Source organism: Terriglobales bacterium, assembly GCA_035651995.1.
GTDB lineage: Bacteria > Acidobacteriota > Terriglobia > Terriglobales > Acidobacteriaceae > DASRER01.
The window spans coordinates 1-16887 of the sequence record DASRER010000004.1 but is presented as its reverse complement, the minus strand read 5'-3'; the positions used below and the strand labels follow the sequence as shown (position 1 = coordinate 16887).

The following is a 16887-nucleotide window of genomic DNA, read 5'->3' as shown; positions in this document are numbered from 1 at the left end:
ACCGCCGCTGGTATGGCGGTTGCGGAACGTTGGCGTTTGGCGGGGCCGCTACAGCACCCGCGAGTTGCTTGCCAGCTGGAACACCTTCTCCTTGGAGATGTAAATGTGTTCCTGCATCAGGCGGCGGGCGCGCTCCGCGTCGCGATCGCGGATTGCCTGGATAATGCCCGCGTGCTCCTTGGCCGGCGACTCGCCGTAGTAGTGAATGTTGATCGCCGCGTACATGATGCGCTCCATGTGGCAGCGCACGTCGCGCACCGCCTCGGTCAGCAGCTGATTGCGCGTGAGCTGCGCGATCCCGATGTGAAATGCGGTGTCCGACTCGATGAACCGCTCGTAGCTGGCCCGGTCGTCTTTCTCGAAGTGCACCTGCCCCAGGCTGCTCAGGTGGTCAATCTCGCCGGCAGCGGCGCCCTTGCGCGCCGCCAGGTCCGCGCACGCCGACTCGAGCGCCGCGCGGTACTCGTAGAGCTGGTTCAGCTCGTTGATCGTGATGTGCCGCACGAAGTATCCACGGCTGGGCACGATCAGCAGCAGGTTCTCCTGCTGCAGCCGCACTGCGGCCTCACGCACCGGCGTGCGGCTGCCGCGGTATCGCTTCGCCAGCAGGCTCTCGGTGAGCGCCTCTCCCGAGCGAAACACGCCCGTGATGATGTCGCGCTTCAGCGCCTGGTAAACCCGGCTCCCGAGCGAGCCCGGAGTGGCCGAGGCGGTCATGCTCTTCAGTACCGGAGGAATGGCCGGCATCTTCGCGCCGCCGCGCCGCTTGCTGCTTCGAGATAAGGCTGACCTGCCGGGCTTGGTTTTCATCGCGACCTTCCACCATCCGAACCCGCGGTTGCGGGCAACGAAATCTTTTTCTCCTGCGCGGGACGTGACAATTGGCATACCGATTGTATATCGTTGTGCGCGCCGCGCAACCCGAATCGCGCGGCGAGTGACCCCGGGGAGAGACAATGACCGGCTCGGCACCGGACGGCAACAAGACAGCGCGCGAAGGCGAAAGCCTCCAGCGCCGCCTCACCGAGCGCCAGCTCAGCATGATCGCAATCGGCGGCGCCATCGGTGTCGGACTGTTCCTGGGCAGCGGCGTCACCATCCGTCTGGCCGGACCGGGAGTGCTCATCACCTACGTCGCCGGCGCCGTCGTCGCCGGCATTCTCGCCTGCGCCGTGGCCGAGATGGCCGTCGTGCATCCCGTCGCGGGATCGTTCGGAATCTACGCGGAAAAATATCTCTCTCCCTGGTCCGGATTCGCGGTTCGCGCCACTTACGGCATCGTGCAGATCATCGCCATCGGCGCCGAAGTCACCGCCGTCGGGATTTACTTCGCGTACTGGTTTCCGGCGGTGCCGCAGTGGATCTGGGTGCTGGCCGTCTCCGCCGGACTGGTTGCCGTGAACAGCATGCAGGTCGGCCGCTTCGGCGAGTTCGAATACTGGTTCGCGCTGATCAAGGTGGTCGCCATCGTCGCCTTCATCCTGCTCGGGTTCGCGCTCGTCGCCGGCATCGGACCTTGGCCGGCGATCGGGTTGCGCAACCTCACCGCGCACGGCGGATTCCTGCCCAACGGATGGTCGGGCGTGTGGCTCGCCCTCACACTCGGCATCACCAGCTACATGGGTGTCGAAGTGATCGCGGTCACGGCCGGCGAAGCGCAACAGCCGGAAAAGAGCATTCCCCGCGCCATGCGCACCATCGTGCTCCGGCTGATCCTCTTTTACATCTTGGCGCTCTTCATCTCGCTGGCGGTTTCGCCGTGGAACGCCACCGCCGGCGCCGGACTTTCCGGCAGTCCGTTTGTGCGGACCTTCGCGGCGGTGGGAATTCCGTTTGCGGCAAGCATCATGAACGCAGTGGTCATCACCGCCGCGCTCTCCAGCGCCAACACCAATCTTTATCTTTCCACGCGCATGCTGTTCTCGCTCGCCCGCGGCGGATACGCGCCCGCGTGGCTGGGAAACGTTTCCCCAGCGGGAGTTCCTTTGCGCGCCCTGGTGGTCTCCACCGCGGGAATGGCCGCTGCCGTCCTGCTGGCGATCTACGCGCCCTCGAACGCCTTCCTTTTGCTTTACGGGACGGCGGTAGCCGGAATGTTCTTTGTCTGGATCGTGATCCTGCTTTCGCACCTGAACTTCCGCAAAACGATCGGCGCCGAGCTCGCGGCGCGACTGCCGCTGCGCCTGCCGGCGCATCCTGTGCCGACCATCACCGCCATCGCCGCGGTGCTCGCCATCAGCGCAACGACGTTTTGGGTAGACGGTTTGCGTTACACCATCCCCGCGTTCATACCCATGCTCGGATTGATTTCCATCGCTTATTTCAGGAGCAGGCGGACCGGCCAACTGGCGGCGAACGCCGCGCGCATCTCAGCCCCGACCGCTGCGGAAGGAGCGGAGTAGTTTCATGCCCGCGGCCCACAGTCCCGCGCAGGTTGATTTTCCCGTGGCCGAGGTCCGCAACCAGTTCCCCGCGGTCCGCGACAACCCCGGGTTCGTCTTCTTCGACAACGCCGCCGGCGCGCAGGCGCCGCAGATCGTGCTCGATACCACCGCGGGCCACCTGTTGCGCCGCAACGTGCAGCGCGGAGGCCGCTATCCGCAGTCGCGCGCCGTGGACGAGACGATCGCCTCCGCGCGCGAGTCGGTCGCGCTGTTCCTCAACGCCAATCGCCCGGAAGAAGTCGCCTTCGGCCTGAATGCCACCTCGTTCATTCGGACCGTAAGCCTCGCCATCGGCCAGACGCTTGGTCAGCGCAACGAGATCATCGTCACTGACCTGGACCACGAAGCGAACGTCGCCACCTGGCTCGCGCTGGAGCGCGAAGGAGCGCGCTTCGTCTGGTGGAAGTTCCGCGACGACGGCCTGCTCCACCCCGAGGACCTCGACGCGCTTCTCTCCTCGCGCACGCGTTTGGTCGCGTGCACGCTTGCCTCGAACGCGCTCGGCTCGATCACCGGCATCGCCGACGTCGCGCGCCGCGCCCACGCCGCCGGCGCGCAGGTCTTCGTCGACGCAGTTCATTACGGCCCGCACGGCCTGTTCGACGTGCAGGCCTGGGATTGCGACTACCTGGTTTGCTCCGGCTACAAGATCTTCGCGCCGCACATGGGCTTCCTCTGGGGGCGCTTCGGCGCCCTCCGCGAACTGCCCACGTTCCGCGAAGACTTCATCCCCGACGAGCCGCCCTGGAAGATCGAAGCCGGCACCTACACGTACGAGAACGTCGCCGGCATGGACGCCGTCGTGCAGTACCTGGAGTGGCTTGGCAAGCGAGTCCAGCCGCGCGCCGGTTCGCGGCGCGAAAAAATCATCGCCGCGATGAACGCCATCACCAGCTACGAGCAGACGCTGTCACGCGAAATGCTCGCCGCGCTGCGGGCTGTTCCCGGCTCGCATATTTACGGATTGAGCGGCGAATCGCAGCTCGCGCTGCGCACGCCCACCTTCAGCTTCACCGTTGACGGCGTCGGGCCCGCGCAGATCTGTGAGGCGCTCGCCGCCAGAGGGATTGGCGTCCGCGACGGGCACAACTATTCGCCGCGCCTCATCCGCCGCCTCGGCCTTGATCCCGCTTCCGGCACGGTGCGGGCATCGCTGGTCCACTACAACACCATCGACGAAGTCCGCGCCTTCGGCGCCGCGCTTCGCAATCTCGTGACTCAGGGGTGATCCCATGACTCGTTCCTGCCGCGCGCTTCTGCTCTGCCTCGCCAGCTTGGTTCTGTCCGTCGCATCCCTCGACGCAGTCGCTCAGCAGGTGCCTGCGAACTTGTACGACGGTTTGCGTTGGCGCCTGGTCGGCCCATTCCGCGGGGGCCGCGCCGAAGCTGCCGCCGGCGTTCCCGGTGATCCGCTCACGTACTACTTCGGCGCCGTCACCGGCGGCGTGTGGAAGACCACCAACGGCGGCATCACCTGGTCGCCAATTACCGACGCTGCCGGCATCTGGTCCATCGGTGTCATCACGGTGGCGCCCTCCGATCCCAACATTATTTATGTCGGCACCGGCGAGCCCTGCCTGCGCAACACCATCTCGGAAGGCGACGGCGTCTACCGGTCCACCGATGCGGGCAAAACGTGGACGAACATCGGCCTGAAAGACAGCCGCCACATCGGCGCCATCGTCGTCGACCCGAAGAATCCCGACGTGGTCTACGTCGCCGCCATCGGACACGCTTTCGGCCCGAATCCCGAGCGCGGTCTCTATCGCTCCAAAGACGGCGGCAGGAATTGGGAGCGCATTCTTTACGTGGACGACAAGACCGGCGCGGTTGACGTCACGCTCGACCCGAAGAACCCGAATGTGATGTTCGCTTCGATGTATGAGGTCCGCCGCACGGCCTACAGCCTGACGAGCGGCGGCCCGGGCAGCGGCCTGTACAAGTCCACCGACGGCGGCGACCACTGGACGCGCCTCTCCGGGCATGGTCTCCCGGCGGGCGTGCTGGGACGCATCGGCGTCTCGATTTCCGCCGCCGATTCCAAGCGCGTGTACGCCATCATCGAGGCCGAAACCAACGCCGTCTACCGCTCCGACGATGCCGGCGAAAACTGGCAGGTGGTCAACAGCGAGCCCATTTGGGTGCGCCCGTGGTATGGCAATCACATCTATGCCGACCCGCAGGATGCCGACACCGTCTACGGCCTCGCGCTGAACACGCTGCGCTCCACCGATGGCGGCCGCACGTTCAAAGTCGTGCCCGTGCCGCACGGCGACAATCACTTCCTGTGGATTGATCCCACCAACAACAAGCGGATGATCGAGGCCGACGACGGCGGCGTCAGCATCTCCATGGACGGCGGCGCTACCTGGACGCCGCAGAATAACCAGCCAACCGGCCAGTTCTACCACGTCACCACCGACAGCAATTTCAACTACCGCATCTACGCCTCCCAGCAGGACAACACCAGCCTCGCCATCCTGAATCGCGGCGACGGTCCGGCCATCACCGACCGCGACTTCTACACCGTCGGCGGCGGTGAATCGGGATACAACTGGCCCGACCCGCGCGACTCCAACATCGTTTTTTCCGGAGACCACAACGGACACATCACGCGCTTCGATCGCGCCAGCGGCCAGGTGCAGAACATCGCGCCCTGGCTGGGCGCTCGCGCGCATCCGCCCGCCGGCCTGAAGCACCGCTTCAACTGGACGCCACCCATGATCATCTCGCCGCACGATCCCAGCGTCTGGTACGTGGGCAGCGAGGTCGTGTTCAAGACAACCACCGGCGGCATGAGCTGGAGCATCATCAGCCCCGACCTCACGCGCAACGACAAGAGCAAGCAGCAGTCCAGTCCCGCGCCGCTCACGCCCGACAACGCCAGCTCCGAGTACTACGACACGCTGTTTGCGCTGGCCGAGTCGCCCGTGCAGAAAGACCTGCTGTGGGCCGGCACCGACGACGGCATCGTGCAGCTCACGCGCGATGGCGGAAAAAGCTGGAGCAGAGTCACGCCGCAGCAATTGCCCGAGTGGTCGCGCATCGGCATGATCGAACCTTCCTCGAAGGCAGCGGGCACGGCATACCTCGCCGCCGATCTTCACTACTCCGATGACTTCCGCCCGATGATTTTCAAAACGTCGGATTTCGGCAAGACCTGGACCGGGATCACGCGCGGCATCGCGCCCGGCCACTGGGTACATTCCATTCATGCCGACCCGCAGCGGCCCGGCATGCTCTACGCCGGCACCGAGGGCGGTTTGTACGTCTCGTTTGACGACGGCGCCAACTGGACATCGCTCAAGCTGAACCTGCCGCCGGTCCCCGTGTGGGACACGACCGTCAATGGCGACGATCTGATCATCGCCACCCACGGGCGCGGCCTCTGGGTCCTCGACGACATCACGCCGCTGCGCCAGGCGACGCCCGAAGTTGCCGCCGCCGGCGTACACTTGTACAAACCCGCCGTTTCCTATCGCGAGCGCGGCGGCGGCGGTTTCGCTGGCGGAGGGCCCGTCAGGAACGCCGGCCAGAATCCGCCCGTCGGCGCGGCGATCGACTTCTTTCTGGCCTCCGAGCCGTCCGCGCCCATCACCCTCGACATCCTCGATGCCAAGGGCGCCGTTCTGCACCACGCAACAAGCGCCAAGCCGGGCCCGCCACCGGCCGCCGGCGGCCCCGAGCCCGCCACTCCACGCGAACCGGCTCTCACCGCGCGCGCGGGCATGAACCGCTATCGCTGGAACTATCGCGCCCAAGGCCCCACGCCCGTGCCGGGGCTGTTCATCCTGGAAACGCTCGGCGGCGGGCCGCTGGTTCCGCCGGGGACGTACCAGGTGCGCCTCACCGTCGCCGGCCAGCAGCACACCGCGCCGCTGGAGATCAAGGCCGACCCGCGTGTGAAAGCAACCACGGCCGACTTGCTGAAGCAGTATGACTTCTGCGTGCAGGTGCGCGATCGCGTCAATGAACTCCACAACGCGGTCATCCAGATCCGCAACTCCCGCGCCTCCGTCGAAAAAGCATCGGCAGGCGGCGACGCCGGCCGGCGCAGCACGATCGACGGCCTGCTGCGCAAGATGGCCGACATCGAAGGGAAAATGACGCAGGTGCGCTCTACCAGCCGCGACGCCGCGCTCGTTTATCCGATTCTGCTGGACGCGCAGTACGCGGAACTGGCGAACGTCGCCGGCGCGGCCGACACCGCGCCGCCGCAGCAACTCTACGACCTGCTGCACGAGTACGACGCGCGGCGCGACGCGCTCATGGCCGAATGGAAAGCCGTGCAGCAGGACGTTGCGCGGCTGGGCGTCGGCCCCTCAGCGGAAAAGCCAGCCGGCAATTAGGACCTTGGCGCGGCCCTTGCATAGGACGCCGCGCCGCTTGGCGGTATACCATCGGGATACAGATGCGGTACCGGACATGCTTGACAGCAGCGAAGTAGCGGAGTAGAAATCAGTGGCTTTCCCACGTTGCGGTATGCGGGCACGGCACATTCGCGTCGCCCTGGGTTTGGCATCCACAAGCCCGCCCCTTGCTGCGCCGCGGCGGGCATTCTTCCCGCTGCTGCTCGCCCTTGTCGCGCTCACCGGCCCCGCCCTCGCCGCCGATCGCTACGACGTCATCATACGCAACGGACGCGTCATCGACGGCGCCGGCAATCCCTGGTTCCACGCCGATGTCGGCGTACGCGTCGGCAAGATCGCCGCCATCGGCGACCTGCATGCTGCCAGCGCCACGAAGGAAATCGATGCGTCCGGCCTCTACGTCGCGCCCGGTTTCATCGACATGCACAACCACTCCGACCGTGGCCTGCGCGATCCAAACCTGCGGCCGGCAGAGTTCTGGCTGATCCAGGGCATCACCACCGTCGTCCTGGGAATCGACGGCCTCGGCACCGTCGAAATGATGGACGACGCGCGCCAGTGGCAGCGCGCCGGCATGGGCGTGAACACGGCCTTCTACATCGGCCAGAATCCGATTCGCACGAAAGTGATCGGCATCGTGGACCGCGCCGCCACCCCGGCCGAACGCGAGCAGATGAAGCAGATGGTCCGCCAGGGTATGGAGGCCGGCGCCTTCGGCCTCTCCACCGGCCTGGTGTACATCCCCAGCGTTTACTCCTCGACCGATGAAGTCGTGGAACTTGCCAAGGTCGCCGCCGAATACGGGGGGATTTACGACACCCATCACCGCGACGAGATGACGTCATTCATGCCGTCGCTGCGCGAAACGCTCGCCATCACCGAGCGCGCGCACATTCCGCTCATGATTTCGCACATCAAGGTCATGGGCCAGGACAACTGGGGCCAGATGGCCGAAGCGGTCGCGCTCATCAACGCCGCGCGCGCCCGCGGCCAGGAGATCACCGCGAACCAGTACCCGTTCCCCAACGGCGCGGTGCGCACATCGGTCGCGTCGGTGCTGCAAATCCCGCCCGGCATGGGACACCTCGAGCAGGTTTACAACGCCCTCCACGGGAATCCTCCCGACTTCGCCAACGACGCTGAGCAGAAGCAGTACGTCGCCGAACTCGTCAAAGCGCTCGACGATCCCGCCAGGCGCGAGCAAATCAGGAAAGCCAACGACGAGGGGATCAACAACCCCTCCAGCCGCAACTGGATCAGGAAGTGGGGATACGGCTGGCTCCGCGTCGAGGTCTCCACGAAAAATCCGCAATACGTGGGCAAGACGATCCCGCAAATCGCCGCCCTGGAGCACACCGACGGCTTCAGCATCGCCGAGAAGCTGTTGCGCACCGAAGACGAGCATTTCGTCATCTCCATCGGCCCTTGTGATGAGCGTGACGTGGTCGCCGTGCTCAAGCAGCCGTGGCTCAGCTTCAGCAGCGACGGCGAACTTACGCCACTCGGCCCGCGCTGGATCAATCCACGCTCACTGGGCAGCTTTGCCCGCGTCTATCGCAAGTATGTGCGTGAAGAAGGGGTCCTCTCGCTGGAGGAAGCGGTCCGCAAGATGACCGGCCTGGCCGCGCAGTCGCTGCGGCTGCGTGATCGCGGACTGCTGCGCGAGGGCCTCGCCGCCGACATCGTGGTATTCGACGCGGAGCATATGGCCGACCGCAGCTCCTACGCCGATTCCCTGCACTACCCCGACGGAGTACTGCATGTGCTGGTCAACGGCTCCGTTGCGTTGGAAAACCGCAGGCTGACCGGACACCCCGCCGGCCGCGTGCTCTACCGCAATGGGACCCCGAACACCGCCCTGGCGCATGCGCAGGCCACGAACTCAATCGCAGCCGGTAGCCACTGATTTGCCGGCCGCATGGAGCATACGATGAAACGCCTTCTCGTTCTCAGCACCATCCTGCTGCTCGCCGCCGCTCCGCTCACCTTCGCCGTGGAAACCACCGGCACCATCCTCGGCGCCGTGCACGACTCGACTGGCGCCGCCATCAGCAACGCCAAGCTCACCATCACCAATGAAGGCACGGGCGCGCAGCGTACCCTGACCACCGACGCCACCGGTGAGTACACCGTCAAGCTCCTGCCCGTCGGCAAGTACACCGTGCGCGTCGAAGCGACCGGATTTGCGCCCTATGTGCAGCACGGCGTCACCGTCAACGTGAACGAGAACGCGCGCGTCGATGCGCAGATGCGCCCCGGAGCGGTGGAGCAGGCGGTGGAAGTCGTGGCCGATGCCTCCCAGGTCGACACCACCGTCGCCACCCTCGGCAAAGTCGTCGACGAGCGCAAGGTCACCGACCTGCCGCTGAACGGGCGCAACTTCCTCCAGCTCGGATCGCTCCAGCCCGGCGTCACGCCGATTACGCCCAACCTCGCCAAGAGCGGCTCGGGCGCCGCCGCCGACCAGGGTTTCAACGTGAACGGGCTGCGCACCCAGGCCAATGTCTTCATGGTTGATGGCGGCCTCGACACCGACATCTTCTTCACATCAAGCGTGCTGCGCCCGCCGCCTGACGCCATCCAGGAATTCAAGATCCTCACCAACTCCTACTCCGCCGAGTACTGGGGCGGCGGCTCGGTGGTGAACGTCCTCACCAAGTCGGGCACCAATCGGCTGCACGGCGCGGTGTGGGAGTTCCTGCGCAACGACGTTTTCGACGCGCACAACTTCTTCGCTCGTGGTAGCAAGCCCGTACTCAAGCAGAACCAGTTCGGCTTCAGCGCCGGCGGCCCGGTTCTCATCCCCGGCGTTTACAACGGCAAGAACCGGACGTTCTTCTACGCCTATTACGAGGGCTTCCGGAACCGCCAGGGCATCACCAGTACGGCAGGCGTGCCCACGCTGCTGGAGCGCAACGGCGACTTTTCGCAGAGCGCCACCAAGCCCACCAACCCGGCAACCGGCCAGCCGTTCCCCAACAACGTGGTGCCCATCAACCCCATCGCGCAGAAGCTGCTGGCGCTGTATCCCAATCCCAATTCCGGCGCAAACCTGTTCACCTCGTCGCCCACCTTGCAGGACGATCGCAATGGATGGGGCGTGCGCATTGATCACCAATTCAACAGCAGCAACACATTCTGGGCCCGTTACCTGCAGAACTCGCAGGACCAGAAACAGCCCTTCGTGCCCTTCGGCGCGACCGTTCCGGGATTCCCCGGCCTGGCTTCGCAGCGGCCGCGCACGCTTTCAACCGCCTACACGCACATTTTCACGCCTCGGCTCCTCAATGAACTGCGCCTCTCTTATGTGCGCCTGAACTTTGGCAGCCCGCTGTTTACGCGTCGCGACAAACTCTCCGACTTCGGCTTCACCTATCCCACGCAGGGCCCGGACTTTGAAACCATCCCGGTCATTCAGGTCACCGGCCTTTCACCGCTGGGCAATCCGCAGGGACCGGCAATCAGAATCACCAACAGCTACGAGATCCGCGACGCGGTCGCGCTCGCCCACGGCAAGCACGATGCCAAGTTCGGCGTGGATTTGCGACGCACCCAGTTCGGCGTTGTCTTCGGCAGCAACATCAACGGCCAGTTCACCTTCAACGGTTCCATCGCGAAAAACGCACTGGCGGAGTTCTACCTGGGGACGCCGGCGTCGTTCTCGCAGGGCACCATCGCGCAGTTCGACTTGAACGGCTACACCTATGAGTGGTACGCACAGGACAACTACCGCATCCGGCAAAACCTCACCCTGAACCTCGGCCTGCGCTACACCTGGCAGGGCGCATTCAAGACTCCCGACAACCAGTTGTTCGCCACCTATCGGCCGGGCATGAAGTCCACGCTTCGTGCCGACGCGCCGGTCGGCCTCGTCTATCAGGGCGACCCGGGCATCCCCGGCGGAACCTACAACGCCGATGGCAACAACTTCGCGCCGCGCATCGGGCTGGCGTGGGATCCGACCGGCACGGGAAGGTGGTCGGTCCGCGCCGGCTTCGGCATCTTCTACGAGTACATCCCCGGCATCGCCACATTCAACGCCGCGAACTCTTCACCGCCGGGCTTCCCCAGCTTCGCCTCGACCGCGCCGCCCACCAGCTTCGCCAATCCGCTGGCCGGCCAGGCGAACCCGTTCGCCTCGAAGAATGTCGTCCTGCCCGTCGGCCTCACGTCGTTTGCGCAGAACACCGTGATGCCCTACGACGAGCAGTGGAACCTCTCCCTCCAGCGGCAGATACCGGGCGACGTGCTCCTCGAGGCCGCCTACGTCGGCACGCGCGGCGTGAAGCTGATCCGCTTCAACCAGGCGAATCCCGCCATCTTCGGCCCCGGCGCCACGGTCGCCAACCTGCAGTCTCGCCGCATCAACCCCAACTTCCGCGGCGTCACCCAGATCGAGAACACCGCCGGGTCCAACTACAACGGCCTCCAGTTGAGCGCCAACAAGCGCTACTCGCGCGGCCTCACGTTCCTGGCGTCCTACACCTGGTCGAAGAGCCTCGACACCGGTTCCTACTTCAACATCAGCCAGAACACCAACGCCGGCAACGTCAACACGCCCATGATTCCCAGCCGCATCGACCTGGAATACGGGCCGTCGCTCTACGACACGCGGCACCGGTTCGTTCTTTCCGGCGTCTACGACCTGCCCTTCGCGCGCAACCTCACCGGCGTGGCGGGCTCGCTCCTTGGCGGCTGGCAGACAAACTGGATTTACGCCATGCAAAGCGGACAGCCGTTCACGGTGACCGAGCCGGTTGATGTTTCCCTCACCGGCGTCGGCGGCGACCGGCCGAACGTCATCGGCGACCCCAACGCCGGCCCGCGCACCGATCTGCAGTGGTTCAACACGGCGGCGTTCCAGCGCCTTACCCAAACGGCAAATCCCGGGCAGTTCGGCAATGAACGGCGCAACAGCCTGATTGGACCGGCTTACAGGAACCTCGATTTCTCCATCTCGAAGAACTTCCGCATCACCGAGAGTTCTCGCGTTCAGTTCCGCTCCGAGTTCTTCAACATCCTCAACCATCCGAACTTCGTGATCCCCGATGGGAACATCGGTTCGCCCACCTTCGGCCGGGTGCTGGAAGCGCGCGATCCGCGCATCCTGCAATTCGCGCTGAAGTTCCTCTACTGATCGGCTCGCGGTGGGCGCGGCATTGACCGCGTCCACCCTTCCTTCCAGCCATGACCACACGACGCGACTTCCTCCGCAGCTCCGCTTGCTTGGCCGCGATGGCCGGCCTTTCCCGTGTTTCCCTGTTCGCCCAGGGCGGCGACGATGCCTTCACCATCGCCGCGGTTGGTGATTGCATCATCAACCGGCCGTTCGAACACGACGACCCCGCCACACTCGCCTTGCTGCGCTCGATTCGCGACGCCGACGCCGCTTTTGCCAACGTGGAGATCACTTTTCCCGACCCAGGCACGGCGCCCGCCGCCACCGGCGCCTGCGGCGACCTGAACAACAGCGCCGAGGGCCCGATGGCCGAAGAGCTGCGCTGGGCCGGCTTCGACATTGTCTCCACCGCCAACAATCACTCGCTCGATTACGGCGAGGAGGGCATGTTCGCCACCGCGTCGAAGCTGGAGCGCGCCGGCATCGCGCACGCCGGCACCGGCCGCAACCTTGCCGACGCCACCGCTCCCGCCTTCTACGACTCCCGCCGCGGACGCGTCGCTCTCATCGCATGCGCCTCAACCATCCGCCCGTGGTCGCTCGCCGCCGACGGCAACGATGAAATCCCCGGACGCCCCGGGCTGAACCCGCTGCGCTTTCGCACCACCTACAAGCTCTCCGCCGCACAGCTCAAATCGCTCGAAGAAATTTCCCATTCGCTCTTCCCCAATCCCGAAGCCGGACTGGTGCCGCAGGCCCCGCAGGAGGGCATCTCGTTCCTCGGCAACCGCTTCGTTGCCGCCGACGCCGCGGGCGTCGCAACCGCACCCGATCCCACGGACCTGGCGCGCATCACCGCCGCCGTGCGCCGCGCCGCGCGCAACGCCGGCCTGGTGCTGGTCAGCATCCACGCGCATGAATCAGGCACATCACGCGAAGTTCCCGCCGCCTTTCTCGTGGACTTTGCGCGCAAGTGCATCGACGCCGGCGCGCACATGTTCATCGGACACGGCCCCCACATTCTGCGCGGCGTGGAAATCTACAAGCAGCGCCCCATCTTCTATTCGCTCGCCAACTTCATCTTCCAGGCGGAAAGCATGCGGCAGATCCCCCAGGAGATCTATTCGCGCTGCGGCATCGAAGGGCGTGATCCGTCTGATTTCTTCGACCGCGCCATGAACGGATTCAGCGATGCCGTCTTCTGGGAATCGGCAATCGCGCGCGTCGAATTCCGCGGCGGCCGCGCCACCTCGGTCACGCTCCTCCCGATTACGCTCCAGCAGGACCTGGCGCGGGCCCGCCGCGGCACGCCGATCCTGGCGCCACCGGCCGCCGCAGCAAGAATCGTGGAGCGCGTCGCTCGGCTCTCCCAACCGTTCGGCGCCCGCGTTGCGTTCAGCAACGGCGCCGGCGTCGTCCAGCTCGCCTGAGCAACGCGATCGCGGAGATGCCATTCACGTTGTGGCGACGTGCCGCCCGGGTCACGCGCTGGCGTGCGGCGCTCGCCCGCCGGTACGTCGCCACGAACTGTCTAGACGAGGCGCCTCGCCCGAACGTTCCCCTTCGAGTTGTCCTCGGCGGTGCGAAGATGAACAGACCGGCCGCGACCAGGGCCGCGCCAGGAAAGGGCGCGTCGGTTCCCCGCGTCGCGCAGTGGCCGCGATCGACAAAATGATTCCCGACTCGCGCCGATCCTCGGCGCCGTCCGTCAAATGCGTCGAGAAGATCGGCAGTTGGTTCGGCGCGCCACGCGGCGGCTTTTCCCGCTGACGTCAGGCAAGGTCGTAGCGATCAAGGTTCATCACCTTGCTCCACGCAGCCGCGAAGTCCTTCACAAACACCGCCTTCGCGTCGTCACATGCATAGACCTCGGCGATGGCCCGGAGCTGGGAGTTCGACCCGAACACAAGATCGACTCGGGTGGCGGTCCATTTGAGTTCGCCTGTCGCGCGATCGCGCCCTTCGTACACGCCTTCGGAGCCGGAAGCCGGCTGCCACTTCGTCCTCATGTCGAGCAGGTTGACGAAGAAATCATTCGTCAGCGTCTCGGGACGCTTGGTGAAAACGCCGTGCTTCGATTGCCCGAAGTTCGCGTTCAACGCGCGCAGGCCGCCGATGAGGACCGTCATCTCGGGGGCAGTCAGCGTCAGCAACTGCGCCCGATCCAGCAGCAGCTCCTCCGGCGACCTCTGCTCGCCTGCGCGGCGGTAATTGCGGAACCCGTCCGCGGCCGGCTCCAGTACGGCAAACGAGTGCACGTCGGTCTGCTCTTGCGAAGCATCGGTGCGCCCGGGCGAGAACGGAACCTTCACTTCGTGCCCCGCCCTCTTCGCCGCTTGCTCAACCGCCGCGTTGCCGGCGAGAACGATCAGGTCGGCCAGCGACACTTTCTTCCCTTCGCTCCCATTCGTTTGCGAGGCGTTGAACTCCTTCTGGATCGCCGCCAGCTTGGTCAGCACCCTGGCCAGCTGGGCGGGCTGGTTCACTTCCCAGTCCTTCTGCGGCGCCAGTCGAATGCGCGCCCCGTTCGCGCCACCGCGCTTGTCGGATCCGCGGAAGCTCGAGGCCGATGCCCAGGCGGTGGCGACCAGCTCGGAGATCGACAGTCCGGACGCGAGAACCTTCACCTTCAGGGCAGCGGCGTCTTCCTCGTCGATTAGTTTGTGGTCCACCGCCGGAACCGGGTCCTGCCACAACTGCGGCTCCTTCGGAACCAGCGGGCCCAGGTAGCGCGACAGTGGGCCCATGTCGCGGTGCGTCAGCTTGTACCAGGCCTTGGCGAACGCCTCGGCGAACTCCTGTGGCTGCTCGTAGAAGCGCTTCGCGATCGGCCCATAGATCGGGTCAACTTTCAGGGCGAGGTCCGTGGTCAGCATGACCGGTGCGTGTTTCTTCGCTGGATCGTGCGCATCGGGAACGGTTCCCGCCCCGCCCCCGTTCTTGGGCGTCCACTGGTTCGCGCCAGCCGGGCTCTTCGTGAGTTCCCACTCAAATCCGAACAGGTTTTCGAAATAGTTGTTGCTCCACTTCACCGGAGTCGTGGTCCAGGCGCCCTCCAGGCCGCTGGTGATCGTATGCGCGCCATTGCCGCTGCCAAATTTGTTGTTCCAGCCCAGTCCTTGTTCTTCCACGTCGGCGCCCTCGGGCTCGGGGCCAACATACTGCGCGGGAACGGCCGCGCCGTGCGTCTTACCGAAGGTGTGCCCGCCGGCAATCAGCGCGACGGTCTCCTCGTCGTTCATCGCCATGCGGCGAAACGTCTCCCGGATGTCCCGTGCCGCAGCCACCGGATCCGGCTTTCCGTTGGGCCCTTCCGGGTTCACGTAAATCAGCCCCATCTGCGTTGCGCCCAGAGGGTCCGCCAGCTCGCGATCGCCGCTGTAACGCTCGTCCGCCAGCCACTTGCCCTCCGGCCCCCACAAAATGTCTTCCTGCGGCTCCCACACGTCCTCGCGCCCGCCGCCGAAACCGAAGGTCTTGAATCCCATCGACTCCAAAGCGACGTTTCCGGCCAGAATCATGAGGTCGGCCCAGGAGATTTTCCGGCCATACTTCTGCTTGATCGGCCAGAGCAGCCGGCGCGCCTTGTCCAGGTTGGCATTGTCCGGCCAGCTGTTGAGAGGCGCAAAGCGTTGCGTGCCCGAACCGGCCCCGCCGCGGCCATCGCCGATGCGGTACGTGCCGGCGCTGTGCCACGCCATACGAATGAAAAGCGGCCCATAGTGGCCGTAATCGGCCGGCCACCACGCCTGTGAGTCCGTCATCAACGCATGCAGGTCCTTGATCACCGCTTGCAGATCGAGGCTCTTGAATTCCCGCGCGTAATCGAACTCTTGGCCCATCGGATCGGACAAAGGGGAATTCTGGTGCAGGACCTTCAGGTTCAGCTGATTCGGCCACCAGTCGGCATTCGTCTGGTGCCGGCGAGACCCGTGCGATACCGGGCACTTGGATTCGGCTGACTTGGCTTGTTCCTGAGCAGGCGCGCCTGCCGGCGCTGTCGCGCTGAGGTTCTTCTCCATAATGTCTTCCTTCAAATGAGTCGGCAGAACTGCGCCAACGAATTGGTTAAGTGAATTGCGACGACCTAACCCTGGCCTGCGCGTCCGTGCAATCCCCGGACGCGCTTCGCTCGCCGAGGAGCGCACTTCGTGCAGAGCCCCCGGAAAATAAGTTCACATTCGCGGATGCGCCGCTTACCCAGCGAGCCCGAGGCCGGCCTGGGAACGTCGTACCACTCGATGTCCTCAACATTGCCGCAACGGTCGCAGATAAAGTGGTGATGCCGCATCCGCTTGGCGTCGAATCGCGCGGCCCGGCCCTCGACGGCCACCTCACGCACCAAACCTGCCTGCACCAGGTCCCGCAGATTGTTGTAAATCGTGGCCCTTGAAGAGCGTGGATCCGCCCGATTCACCATTTCGAAAATCTCTGCCGCGGTGGGATGTCGGTTGCATTCGCTCAGGAATGCCAGCAGGGCGTACCGCTGCGGAGTGCACCGCAACCCGCTGCCCTCCAACCGGCGCTTGATCGCTTCGCCATCCACGCTATTTGGAATATATCTAATGTGATAGTTTGTCAAGCGCGCGCGCTCGGCTCGCTCGGTTGGCTCGCCCGAACGGCGAGCAGCGTATAGTGACTGCCTTATGCCGATCACTGCATTCAGCAAGCTTCACTGACGGCGTCGATCCGATTCGAAGAAGCCGCGAACGCTTCATCACCAGCACCAATCTGGATGATGACTGCCTGTGGGTCCCTAGAGCTGGTTTCATAAATAGATTCGTACTCAAATCAAGCACTTACGCGGCAGGGCCGCGATTGGCGAAGCTCGCGCCATGCGGCTCAGCGACCGGCAGTGGGAACTGATCGAGCATTTTTTTCCGCAACCGAAGCGACGACGGGACGGTCGTGGGCGGCCGTGGGCTGCCAACCGCGCCTGCGTCGAGGGCATTCT

General features: G+C 65.1%; 9 protein-coding genes. 6 read left to right on the top strand and 3 right to left on the bottom strand.

All coding sequences use genetic code 11. From position 1 onward, the window contains the following. Nucleotides 1-48: 48 nt before the first annotated feature. Nucleotides 49-810 (bottom strand): GntR family transcriptional regulator, encoded by a 762-nt coding sequence (locus VFA60_02525; protein ID HZQ90649.1) that lies wholly within the window; start codon nucleotides 808-810, stop codon nucleotides 49-51. Nucleotides 811-956: 146 nt separating this feature from the next. On the opposite strand from VFA60_02525, the gene VFA60_02520 reads away from it, so the two are divergent. The 6 genes from VFA60_02520 (at nucleotide 957) to VFA60_02495 (ending at nucleotide 13363) form a co-directional block, all read left to right on the top strand. After that, entirely contained in the window at nucleotides 957-2402 is a 1446-nt protein-coding gene (locus VFA60_02520) for an amino acid permease (GenBank protein HZQ90648.1), read from the top strand. Between the two features lie 4 nt (nucleotides 2403-2406). Then, nucleotides 2407-3672 (top strand): cysteine desulfurase-like protein, encoded by a 1266-nt coding sequence (locus tag VFA60_02515; GenBank protein HZQ90647.1) that lies wholly within the window; start codon nucleotides 2407-2409, stop codon nucleotides 3670-3672. 112 nt (nucleotides 3673-3784) lie between these two features. Further along, nucleotides 3785-6793 (top strand): hypothetical protein, encoded by a 3009-nt coding sequence (locus VFA60_02510; protein ID HZQ90646.1) that lies wholly within the window; start codon nucleotides 3785-3787, stop codon nucleotides 6791-6793. Nucleotides 6794-6959: 166 nt separating this feature from the next. After that, nucleotides 6960-8720, top strand: a complete 1761-nt coding sequence (locus VFA60_02505; GenBank protein ID HZQ90645.1) for an amidohydrolase family protein — start codon at nucleotides 6960-6962, stop codon at nucleotides 8718-8720. Between the two features lie 24 nt (nucleotides 8721-8744). After that, the gene (locus tag VFA60_02500) at nucleotides 8745-11951 is read left to right on the top strand and encodes a carboxypeptidase regulatory-like domain-containing protein (protein HZQ90644.1); all 3207 of its coding nucleotides are present in this window, start codon (nucleotides 8745-8747) and stop codon (nucleotides 11949-11951) included. A 50-nt stretch (nucleotides 11952-12001) separates the two neighbouring features. Next, nucleotides 12002-13363, top strand: coding sequence for a CapA family protein (locus VFA60_02495; protein ID HZQ90643.1), 1362 nt, complete (start codon nucleotides 12002-12004; stop codon nucleotides 13361-13363). Between the two features lie 342 nt (nucleotides 13364-13705). Here the strand turns inward: VFA60_02495 and katG are convergent, their stop codons facing one another. Then, nucleotides 13706-15955 (bottom strand): catalase/peroxidase HPI, encoded by a 2250-nt coding sequence (gene katG, locus VFA60_02490; GenBank protein HZQ90642.1) that lies wholly within the window; start codon nucleotides 15953-15955, stop codon nucleotides 13706-13708. A gap of 65 nt (nucleotides 15956-16020) precedes the next feature. Beyond that, a complete protein-coding gene (locus VFA60_02485; GenBank protein HZQ90641.1) occupies nucleotides 16021-16479 on the bottom strand; it encodes a transcriptional repressor in 459 nt (152 codons plus the stop codon). Between the last annotated feature and the right edge of the window lie 408 nt (nucleotides 16480-16887).

What these genes read in the sequence shown, in the direction of transcription:
- VFA60_02525 (HZQ90649.1), bottom strand. Translation starts at nt 810, where the DNA reads ATGAAAACCAAGCCCGGCAGGTCAGCCTTATCTCGAAGCAGCAAGCGG.
- VFA60_02520 (HZQ90648.1), top strand. Translation starts at nt 957, where the DNA reads ATGACCGGCTCGGCACCGGACGGCAACAAGACAGCGCGCGAAGGCGAA.
- VFA60_02515 (HZQ90647.1), top strand. Translation starts at nt 2,407, where the DNA reads ATGCCCGCGGCCCACAGTCCCGCGCAGGTTGATTTTCCCGTGGCCGAG.
- VFA60_02500 (HZQ90644.1), top strand. Translation starts at nt 8,745, where the DNA reads ATGAAACGCCTTCTCGTTCTCAGCACCATCCTGCTGCTCGCCGCCGCT.
- VFA60_02495 (HZQ90643.1), top strand. Translation starts at nt 12,002, where the DNA reads ATGACCACACGACGCGACTTCCTCCGCAGCTCCGCTTGCTTGGCCGCG.
- katG (HZQ90642.1), bottom strand. Translation starts at nt 15,955, where the DNA reads ATGGAGAAGAACCTCAGCGCGACAGCGCCGGCAGGCGCGCCTGCTCAG.